The organism is Pollutimonas subterranea (genome assembly GCF_002849655.1).
GTDB classification, from domain to species: domain Bacteria; phylum Pseudomonadota; class Gammaproteobacteria; order Burkholderiales; family Burkholderiaceae_B; genus Pollutimonas; species Pollutimonas subterranea.
Map to the genome: position 1 here is coordinate 1 of NZ_PDNW01000042.1, position 7,869 is coordinate 7,869.

Annotated in this window: 12 protein-coding genes and 2 pseudogenes; 7 read left to right on the plus strand and 7 right to left on the minus strand. The window is 59.3% G+C overall.

Features of this window, described 5'->3' with window-relative positions; translation table 11 throughout:
- Nucleotides 1-222: 222 nt before the first annotated feature.
- From CR159_RS22050 to CR159_RS21745, 3 genes and pseudogenes are all read left to right on the plus strand, one after another.
- Nucleotides 223-450, plus strand: coding sequence for a ribbon-helix-helix domain-containing protein (locus CR159_RS22050; RefSeq protein ID WP_102075899.1), 228 nt, complete (start codon nucleotides 223-225; stop codon nucleotides 448-450).
- A pseudogene (locus CR159_RS22055) lies at nucleotides 447-599 on the plus strand (type II toxin-antitoxin system RelE/ParE family toxin); the annotation flags it as partial. The gene CR159_RS22050 and the pseudogene CR159_RS22055, both read left to right, overlap by 4 nt.
- A 223-nt stretch (nucleotides 600-822) precedes the next feature.
- Nucleotides 823-987 (plus strand): hypothetical protein, encoded by a 165-nt coding sequence (locus tag CR159_RS21745; RefSeq protein ID WP_199173388.1) that lies wholly within the window; start codon nucleotides 823-825, stop codon nucleotides 985-987.
- An 18-nt stretch (nucleotides 988-1,005) separates the two neighbouring features.
- On the opposite strand, the pseudogene CR159_RS22060 reads toward CR159_RS21745, so the two are convergent.
- Nucleotides 1,006-1,122, minus strand: a pseudogene (locus CR159_RS22060) (RNA-guided endonuclease InsQ/TnpB family protein); the annotation flags it as partial.
- A gap of 165 nt (nucleotides 1,123-1,287) precedes the next feature.
- Here CR159_RS22060 and CR159_RS21070 point away from each other — a divergent pair.
- Both CR159_RS21070 and CR159_RS21075 read left to right on the plus strand, forming a co-directional pair.
- Nucleotides 1,288-2,508 (plus strand): helix-turn-helix domain-containing protein, encoded by a 1,221-nt coding sequence (locus CR159_RS21070; RefSeq protein WP_102075900.1) that lies wholly within the window; start codon nucleotides 1,288-1,290, stop codon nucleotides 2,506-2,508.
- A 46-nt stretch (nucleotides 2,509-2,554) separates the two neighbouring features.
- A complete protein-coding gene (locus CR159_RS21075; protein ID WP_102075901.1) occupies nucleotides 2,555-3,226 on the plus strand; it encodes a Vgb family protein in 672 nt (223 codons plus the stop codon).
- Nucleotides 3,227-3,230: 4 nt separating this feature from the next.
- On the opposite strand, the gene CR159_RS21080 is transcribed toward CR159_RS21075, so the two are convergent.
- The 3 genes from CR159_RS21080 to CR159_RS21090 form a co-directional block, all read right to left on the minus strand.
- Nucleotides 3,231-3,938: an anti-sigma factor gene (locus CR159_RS21080; protein ID WP_102075902.1), complete on the minus strand. Its 708-nt coding sequence runs from the start codon at nucleotides 3,936-3,938 to the stop codon at nucleotides 3,231-3,233.
- Nucleotides 3,935-4,483 carry a sigma-70 family RNA polymerase sigma factor gene (locus CR159_RS21085; RefSeq protein WP_102075903.1) on the minus strand — a complete coding sequence of 183 codons (549 nt, stop codon included), beginning with the start codon at nucleotides 4,481-4,483 and terminating at the stop codon, nucleotides 3,935-3,937. Before CR159_RS21085 ends, CR159_RS21080 begins: the two co-directional genes overlap by 4 nt.
- A gap of 106 nt (nucleotides 4,484-4,589) precedes the next feature.
- Nucleotides 4,590-5,144: a DUF3455 domain-containing protein gene (locus CR159_RS21090; protein WP_102075904.1), complete on the minus strand. Its 555-nt coding sequence runs from the start codon at nucleotides 5,142-5,144 to the stop codon at nucleotides 4,590-4,592.
- Between the two features lie 213 nt (nucleotides 5,145-5,357).
- On the opposite strand from CR159_RS21090, the gene CR159_RS21095 reads away from it, so the two are divergent.
- Together CR159_RS21095 and ygiD are read left to right on the plus strand one after the other, a co-directional pair.
- The gene (locus CR159_RS21095; RefSeq protein WP_102075905.1) at nucleotides 5,358-5,522 is read left to right on the plus strand and encodes a type II toxin-antitoxin system Phd/YefM family antitoxin; all 165 of its coding nucleotides are present in this window, start codon (nucleotides 5,358-5,360) and stop codon (nucleotides 5,520-5,522) included.
- A gap of 26 nt (nucleotides 5,523-5,548) precedes the next feature.
- Entirely contained in the window at nucleotides 5,549-6,400 is an 852-nt protein-coding gene (gene ygiD / locus CR159_RS21100) for a 4,5-DOPA-extradiol-dioxygenase (protein WP_102075906.1), read from the plus strand.
- 10 nt (nucleotides 6,401-6,410) lie between these two features.
- Here ygiD and CR159_RS21105 read toward each other — a convergent pair whose 3' ends face one another.
- The 3 genes from CR159_RS21105 to CR159_RS21115 form a co-directional block, all read right to left on the minus strand.
- Nucleotides 6,411-6,782: a cupin domain-containing protein gene (locus CR159_RS21105; RefSeq protein ID WP_199173389.1), complete on the minus strand. Its 372-nt coding sequence runs from the start codon at nucleotides 6,780-6,782 to the stop codon at nucleotides 6,411-6,413.
- A gap of 185 nt (nucleotides 6,783-6,967) precedes the next feature.
- Nucleotides 6,968-7,291, minus strand: coding sequence for a hypothetical protein (locus tag CR159_RS21110; protein WP_102075907.1), 324 nt, complete (start codon nucleotides 7,289-7,291; stop codon nucleotides 6,968-6,970).
- A gap of 23 nt (nucleotides 7,292-7,314) precedes the next feature.
- Nucleotides 7,315-7,704, minus strand: a complete 390-nt coding sequence (locus tag CR159_RS21115) for a VOC family protein (protein ID WP_102075908.1) — start codon at nucleotides 7,702-7,704, stop codon at nucleotides 7,315-7,317.
- Nucleotides 7,705-7,869: the final 165 nt, after the last annotated feature.

The following is a 7,869-nucleotide window of genomic DNA, read 5'->3' on the forward strand; positions in this document are numbered from 1 at the left end:
CCGCATCGAGCCGCGACAGCGAAAACGAAGGCCAAAATCCTACCCATGGCTGAAGAAGCCGCGTGACCTCGCGCGCGACGACATCATTCGCTACGGGCGCCCGCAGCGGCCTAAGTAAGTGCCATTCGGGCTAGAGTCAGTCTGCTCTTGCGGACCTGGCCGGCTTTCGGCTCGGTCTGTTGTCGTGAGGAGGGCGCGGCTTATGGTCAGTATCCCAACGACATGGCGGATACAGTAAAAGCTAAGGTGCGCGCAGGCGAATATGCCAGCGAGAGCGAAGTTATCCGCGACGGCCTGAGGGCACTCATAGCCAGAGATTGTGCGGTGGAAAACTGGCTACACAGTCAGGTTGGCCCAGCGTACGATGCACTAAAGACAGATCCGACACGGGCTGTCACGGCAGATCAGGTACGCGTTCGTCTGGCCGCTGAGCACGCAAAGACCCGATGAGCTATCGGGTTGTCTTCACGCCAGAGTCCATCGTCAGCTATTGCGAGAGCCTACGCACCTTTCCTGCGCGCGGTACTGCACGAAACGATGTGCGCCCAGGCCTTCGTATAACAAACTACAAAAAAGGTACTGTAATTGCTTTCGACATAGCGCCCGGGCAGTAAACGACCCCTATGCAGCCGTTCGAGCCGGCCTGGTCAACGCCTGCTATGCTGGCTTAGGCGACAGGTTATCCGTGATGATCCAACCGTTCAGCAATGCCTATGCAAATTAAGGCATTGCCGGGCATATCCTCTGCCTGTTTCCTGCTGCCAAGAATAAACCGAGCGAATGTGGAACAATAGCAAGCTTAACCAAACTAGAGAGATTTCCATGGGCAACAAAATCGTTACTGAAGCCGACCGCAAGCGCACTCCCCCTCCCGTCGCTCCCAAGGGCGTGACCGTTACAAAAGTCCGCGGCCAACGTGTGAGCCAGGAGCGTGGCTCGCATACCCACTACAAGAAAAATCCCGGCAAGCGCGCCCACTCGGGTTAATTTCTGGGGGCATGCGTCGCATTGCCACTCCCTTATTCCAAGACCTGCGATACCGCTCGGCCTCGATTGTGGCCGTTGGCCACGACTCGAGCAGGTCTGGGTCGAATACGCTTCGTCGACCTCTATGAGATCCACTCATGCCGAGTTTTTCAACACAATAGGCCAAAAGCAGTCATTGCAGGCGCGACAAGTGATGTCTGCTTCTGGCCGAAATTTGCCATCGCTCACCGCCGCCGCGACGAACTCTTACGGAACGCCAACGCTCAAAAAACTCAACCTGCGGCGGTGTATTCTGTCGTCATGGACTCCCTGATTGCCGCTTCCGCGCGTGCCCTCGCCGCTGGCGACCCGCTGGGCGCCTTGAAGCGGATTGCCTTGCGCGACGACCCGCCGGCGCTGGCCTTGCGTGGCATCGCCATGGCTCAACTGGGCGAGTACCCGCGCGCCCGTGAGCTTCTTCGGCGCGCCGGTCGCGGCTTCGGCTCCCACGAAAAGCTCGCCCGTGCGCGCTGTGTTGTGGCAGAGGCCGAGGTGACGCTTGCCATGCGCGACCTGGGCAGTTCGCCGCGCCCATTGGCGGCAGCCTTGGCCACGCTCGAGGCGCACGCCGATCACGCCAACGTGCTGCAGGCACGGCTTATCGTGGCGCGCCGCCTCTTGCTGCTTGGCCGCCTCGACAAAGCCGGGATAGCACTGGCGCAGCTCGATAGGCGTGGCTTGTCGCCATCCCTCGCGGCAGTCGCAGAACTGGCCGCGGCCGAACTGTCGCTGCGCTCCTTGAGCATCGATTCGGCACGGGCGGCGCTGGGCCGCGCGCACGAGGCCGCCGTTCGCGTAGACGTGCCGGCGCTCTTGGCCGAGGTGGCGAACGCGCGGGTTACGCTCGATCGCCCCGCCGCCCGGTTGCTCGTTCCGGGCGGTGAACAGACGCTGCGCCTGGACGAGGTCGCAACCCTCCTGGCCTCCGATACCCTGGTGGTCGACGCCTGCCGCCGGGGCTTGAATGCCGGCCCGACATGGCGGCCGCTGGTACGGCGACCGGTACTGTTTGCGCTCGCGCGCGCTTTGGCCGAGGCATGGCCGGACGATGTCGATCGGGACGCCTTGATCGCCCGCGCATTCCGCAGCCACCATCCCAACGAGTCGCACCGGGCGCGCCTTAGAGTTGAAATCAGTCGTCTACGCGCGCTTGTCACAGCGCTGGCGCGTATCGAGGCAACCGCACGCGGCTTTGTTCTGAAGCCGCTGGACGGACGCGCCGTTGCCGTGCTGACGCCGCCCATCGACGGCGATCAGGCGTCCCTAATTGCGCTGCTTTGCGACGGTGCAGCCTGGTCGACATCGGCTCTAGCACTGGCCTTGGGGGCCAGCCAGCGCACCGTCCAGCGAGCGCTCGTCGAGCTTGAAGCCGCCGGACAGGCGCGATCCATCGGGAGAGCGCGGACACGACGCTGGCTGTCGCCCCCGCTGGCGAGATTCACGACAGTTTTGTTACTCCCGGCTGCGCGCCAGATGGAATAAGGTTGCCTTACGGCGCCTATTAAAGGCGCATTACCAGGAGCCAACCATGAATCAAATGACACGCAAAGAGAAACCCCGAAGCATGGCGAGTACAGCTGAAATCGTGCGCGAATACGGCCCCTTGGCCGGCACCGATTCCATTCACGGCGTGACCTTCGATGGCCAGCGCGTCTGGGCCGCCACAGGGGCAAAGCTGGTCGCCTTCGATCCCGAAAGCGGCGAGGTTACGCGTACGCTGGAGTGTGCCTGCGACGCCGGCACCGCCTTCGACGGCACCTACCTCTATCAAATCGCGGAGGAGCGCATCGACAAAATCGATCCCGCCACCGGCAGCGTGGTGTTGTCGATTTCCGCCCCAGGCCATGGGTGCGATTCGGGACTAACCTGGGCCGAAGGCAGTTTGTGGGTGGGCCAGTACCGCGATCGCAAGATCCACCAGGTCGATCCATCGACCGGCGCAATCATCCGCAGCATCGAATCCAACCGTTACGTCACCGGCGTGACCTGGGTTGATGGTGAACTGTGGCACGGGACATGGGAAGGGGACGAGAGCGATATCCGGCGGATTGACGCGCAGAGCGATGCCGTACTGGAACGGCTGGAGATGCCGCACGACACCGCTGTCAGCGGGCTTGAATCCAACGGGGCAGATCTCTTTTACTGCGGCGGCGGAACAAGTGGAAAAGTCCGTGCCGTGCGGCGCCCGACGGCGCGCTGACGGTTCAAGAAGGAACTTTCACTGCCCGCCCAATGTAAAGAATGGGCCCGGTAGGTCTGCCGGTTGGTGAACCGTTTTCAGGTTCCAGCGTGATCTCGAACAGCTGATTGGACTGCAATGGCGGCAGATGGTCGAGCGCGAAGCTCTCTCTCTGACCCGGTTGCACAAGACCAAGCGACACGGGCGCACTCCAACTATCGTCCTTGGTCCAGAATTGAAGTGATTTTTGGGCCGGGACCTGTTCGCTGCCTAATGGTGTCAATGTGATGTGCTTGTTCATGCTGGCTTGAATCACGTATCCGGGGTGCTGCCCTTGTGGCGGCACCAACACGACCATATAGTTTGGTGCGTCTACAGCGGGACGCATGATGAGCAAGGCAAATAGCAGAGCAGCCGTCGCAAAACCACCGGTCGTCAGACCGCGCCAGAGCCGCAGGTCATTCCACCAACGATACCAGCGCGATGCGGTGTGGACAGCGGGCGCAATACTGCGCTGGATGCGTGGCCAGAGATCGGTTGGTAAAGGCTGTTCGTCTGGGATCGTATTGAGTGCGGCCAGTCTTTCTTCCCATGCGTGGACGGCTGTTTGCAATTCGGCATCATGTGCCAGCCGGGCTTCGACGTCGTGGCGTTGTGCGGCGTCCAGCGTACCGAGCACATATTCGCCCGCGAGCGCGTTCAAGTCATCGTGCGTTTCGTTGGAGCCATTCATCCCATGCACTCCCGCAATGTCATCAGGCCGCGGCGTATCCATGCCTTGACCGTGCCGATGGGCGACTTGAGCCGCTCGGCGATCTCCCGGTGGCTGCAGCCGTCCACATAGGCATACAACAGGCTGTTGCGCCGGGAGGTGTCCAATGCGGCAAGGCAGTCATGCAAGCGTCCGAGATCGTGGCTGTTCATGAATGCATCGGGTAGGTGATCAAGTTGCGCCGCATCCATGGATTCCAGCATTTCCTCATCGACCTGGGTTTCCCGTTCACGACCACGCACCACGTTCAGGGCCCGATACCGTACGATGCTGTAGATCCATCCGCGCCCCGATCCGCTTGCCCTATCGAAAGTGTGTGCTTTGCGCCAGATACTGACGAAGGCGTCGTGCAGGACGTCCTCCGCCAGTTGCCTGTCACGCACGATGCGCAAGGCCACGCCCATCAGGCGTTTTCCGTCCTGCAGATAAAGACGCTGCAAGGCTTGCTGGTCACCGCTTGCACATGCTTGCAGAGTCGTCTCGTAATCGAAGTGGTCGGCGGCCAATAGAGTTCCGGTCTGTCGTCGGGGTTCGACAATGTCGCGACCGATTATAGCTTTCGCCTTTCATCGCCTATCCAGGCTTGGACAGGCGATGAATTGCACCGTGAGTTCAGGCAGCTTTCCAGAAGATGTAGTCGGCTTGGTAGTTGACCGTTGCTTTGGCGCCTGCCTTGCCCGCATCACATGTGGAAGAAGGAGCGATACCGCCTTTTGTCGCCACACGCTGGATATAGGTCACGCCCGTCATGGCACCGGTTCCCACTGCAGGATTGGCCTTGACAAGTTGATGAGGAATGTTGCCGGCGCCAGCCGCTGCCACGGCAACTTGCGTTGCAGTCAACTTGGAACCATCGTTGCTTTCCCAGGTGGCCGGCGGACCGTAGTACTTGCCAACGGACTTGCCGCTGCGATCCCAAAGACCGGCATCCGGCCCGCCAAACACCCAGACGAATTGGCCGGCCGCGTCTGTCTTTGCCTTGCATTCATACCAGATCGTGCCTTTGCCCACCGTTTCCATCGCCACCTCGTTGCCAGCCGGTACCTGAACGGCTGCCGGGAATCCTTCTTGCGAGAACGAGCTGGCTGAAGCGTTTTGCTCCATGCTGGAGCATGCGGCAAGGGTAACAGCGGCGGACAACAGGACAACTGTGCGTATCGTTTTCATGACGTTTTCCTTGTGTAGTTGAGTAGAATCAACGGGCTCAAACCTGCTGATACAGGTACTACACGCGAGAAGCGCGTTCGGATGCAGAGTCGGTAAAAAAATCGCGCCAAATTGGTCGAGGTGTGCAATGTTGGATTAGCTCAGTATTATTGGTGGAAAAAATGTCTCGAATTTAGCTAGACTAGTCTAAGCCTTATTGCTTTGGAGAATGCTATGCGCCCCGTGAATCTGCTGGAAGCTAAGTCATCATTGTCCCGTTTAGTGAAGGCAATTGAGCAAGGACAACAGCGCGAAATAATCATCGCCCGTAATGGCCGCCCTGCCGCCAAGCTTGTGCCGATAGATACGGTGGCGGTGTCCCACAGGGCTAAGCGCTAGTAAGGCCACCATCAAAGGAATGCAGCATGACCAAGATACCAGCCCTCTTCATCGGACACGGAAATCCGATGAACACACTGGAACGGAACGGCTACACCGAAGCGTGGCAAGCGTTTGGCCAGCATCTTCCCCGGCCCAAGGCTTTGCTGGTCGTTTCCGCGCACTGGTATTTTGGCGCCACGGCTATCACGGCAATGCCCAAGCCCCGAACCATTCACGACTTCTATGGCTTTCCGCAAGCCCTGTTCGATTTCCAGTACCCGGCTCCGGGCGATACCGACCTTGCCCGTGAAATCGTAGAGCTGGTCAAGCCCCAATGGGTTGGCCTGGACCGCGACCAGTGGGGCATCGACCATGGCACTTGGTCGGTGCTGGCGCATATGTACCCGGATGCGGACATCCCCGTCCTGCAGCTTTCCATCAATGCGCTGAAGCCCCTCGACTACCACCTCAAGCTTGCCGCCAGCTTGGCGCCCCTCAGGGAGAAAGGGGTGATGATCCTCGCGAGTGGCAACGTCGTGCACAATCTGCAGGAATTGCAATGGCGCCAGCAAGAATTGTCATACGAATGGGCGGAACGATTCGACGATGCCGTGGTGAAGCAACTGGCGGAGGAACCCGGCGACATCCTGCGTGTACTCGAACACCCCGACTATCGCCTTGCCGTGCCCACGCCCGACCACTTCATCCCGCTGCTCTATCTGGCAGGGCTGGCGGCGGCGGAAAACAACACGCTCGAAACCCTGGTTCGAGGGCATACCATGGGCTCGATCTCGATGACCTGTTTCGGGCTCGGGGCGGAAATGGAACTGCGAAAGGACGCCGCGTGTGCGGCGAGATTGCCGGAAGGCGTGCCGCCGGATCAGACGAATATGTAGGATGTGACCGTCATCGTTTAGCGCACTCCCGGTCGCCTTGAGGACTTCTCTTCAGCTCGGTAATGAGAACGTGTGTGGCGGTTTGGCCAACATTTTCGCCAATATGGGTTTGTGCCTCTGACCACATGACATCGCCCGCTTTGAACTGACGGCGAAGCACCTTCCCGTCAGGGAGCGTCAATGTGCGCTCGAACGAGCTCAGGGCGTACAGGACGAACGCAGGATGATGGTGTTGATGTGTTTTGTCACCCGGCTCATCCCGATACTCCAGCACTCTGACACACTCGTTTTCCAGCATGGTCATGTACTTGTCTCCATCAGTCTGCGTGGCATCTTGCGCGAACGCACACGGCATAAGCAGCGTTGCTGCGACAGCGGACAAGATGCCTAGCCTTGCGGTGCCTCGATGGGCATGCCCAGACTCCATCGCCGATCCTCGAGAACATTCAAACCCAGTGATGATGTAGTTCACCGTATTCTCCTTTATAGCTATGCTGCATTTTTACGCCGTTGCGATACAGGAAGCAATCCCGCAATCAAAGTCTTACGTGTGTTCCAGAAATCGATTCAACCTGATGCCGTTACTTCCTCATACCACTGCGCATAAGGGCTGTTCTTGACCATGTGGCGGTTGAAGTCCTTGGCGCCATCGGTCCACCACAGCGGGCCACGCTCGCCGAGCGCTACTTTTGCCTGGTGGACTGCGGCCCGTGCAGCGGCAAGGCGCGCAGGGTCCTGCTGGCGAAGGGCGGCCTTCACGTCCCGGCGGGCGGCTGCCAACGCATGCACCAGCGCAGTTCGCTCGGCATCGGAAAGATTGGGGTTGCTCGCGCGCCAAAGGCGTCCGCGAACAACGATATATCGCCTGTCTGGTGTGGTTAGCGGCTTCATTACCCAAAACGACAGTAAGTTACTTAGTTGCCCACAGGCAACTCTTGACCAACCATCATTCGATGTCCGTCGGGCGTACCTATGACGAACTCTCGCATGCCGTGGGGTCGATCGGTCGGAGCTTGGAGTATGACGGCGCCTCTGTTGATCAACTCACCGTGAAGTGCGTCGGCATCATCGACATTAAGGTAGGCGAAATAGTTATGATCGCCGGTCGCTGAAGGCGGCATGGCGTCGGGGCAATGGCCAATCATGATGCGCACATCGCCTCTGGACACAAGCTGCCAGCCGGAGCCTTCAGGCCATTCAAGACGAAAGCCGAGCGCGTCACGAAAATAGGCTGCGCTTCGTTGTAGATCGGGTACTGCGAGCACGAAAGAGAACGAGCGGAGTTCAGCAGTTGATTCGGACATATCAGTACCTGATTCGATGGGCAGTGCGCCAGTGTATCGGTAATCCCCCCATTTTCAGCAGTGAGCGGCAGTAGAATCAGTTAAATATTTACTGGCTAGTTTCTGTCTTGGAGTGATGCCGCCCAGTGCCATGTTGGGTCGTTCGTTGTTGTAAGTCCAGAGCCA

What these genes read in the sequence shown, in the direction of transcription:
- CR159_RS21080 (WP_102075902.1), bottom strand. Translation starts at nt 3,938, where the DNA reads ATGAATGGCTCCAACGAAACGCACGATGACTTGAACGCGCTCGCGGGC.
- ygiD (WP_102075906.1), top strand. Translation starts at nt 5,549, where the DNA reads ATGACCAAGATACCAGCCCTCTTCATCGGACACGGAAATCCGATGAAC.
- CR159_RS21745 (WP_199173388.1), top strand. Translation starts at nt 823, where the DNA reads ATGGGCAACAAAATCGTTACTGAAGCCGACCGCAAGCGCACTCCCCCT.
- CR159_RS21075 (WP_102075901.1), top strand. Translation starts at nt 2,555, where the DNA reads ATGAATCAAATGACACGCAAAGAGAAACCCCGAAGCATGGCGAGTACA.
- CR159_RS21090 (WP_102075904.1), bottom strand. Translation starts at nt 5,144, where the DNA reads ATGAAAACGATACGCACAGTTGTCCTGTTGTCCGCCGCTGTTACCCTT.
- CR159_RS21115 (WP_102075908.1), bottom strand. Translation starts at nt 7,704, where the DNA reads ATGTCCGAATCAACTGCTGAACTCCGCTCGTTCTCTTTCGTGCTCGCA.
- CR159_RS22050 (WP_102075899.1), top strand. Translation starts at nt 223, where the DNA reads ATGGCGGATACAGTAAAAGCTAAGGTGCGCGCAGGCGAATATGCCAGC.
- CR159_RS21095 (WP_102075905.1), top strand. Translation starts at nt 5,358, where the DNA reads ATGCGCCCCGTGAATCTGCTGGAAGCTAAGTCATCATTGTCCCGTTTA.
- CR159_RS21110 (WP_102075907.1), bottom strand. Translation starts at nt 7,291, where the DNA reads ATGAAGCCGCTAACCACACCAGACAGGCGATATATCGTTGTTCGCGGA.
- CR159_RS21070 (WP_102075900.1), top strand. Translation starts at nt 1,288, where the DNA reads ATGGACTCCCTGATTGCCGCTTCCGCGCGTGCCCTCGCCGCTGGCGAC.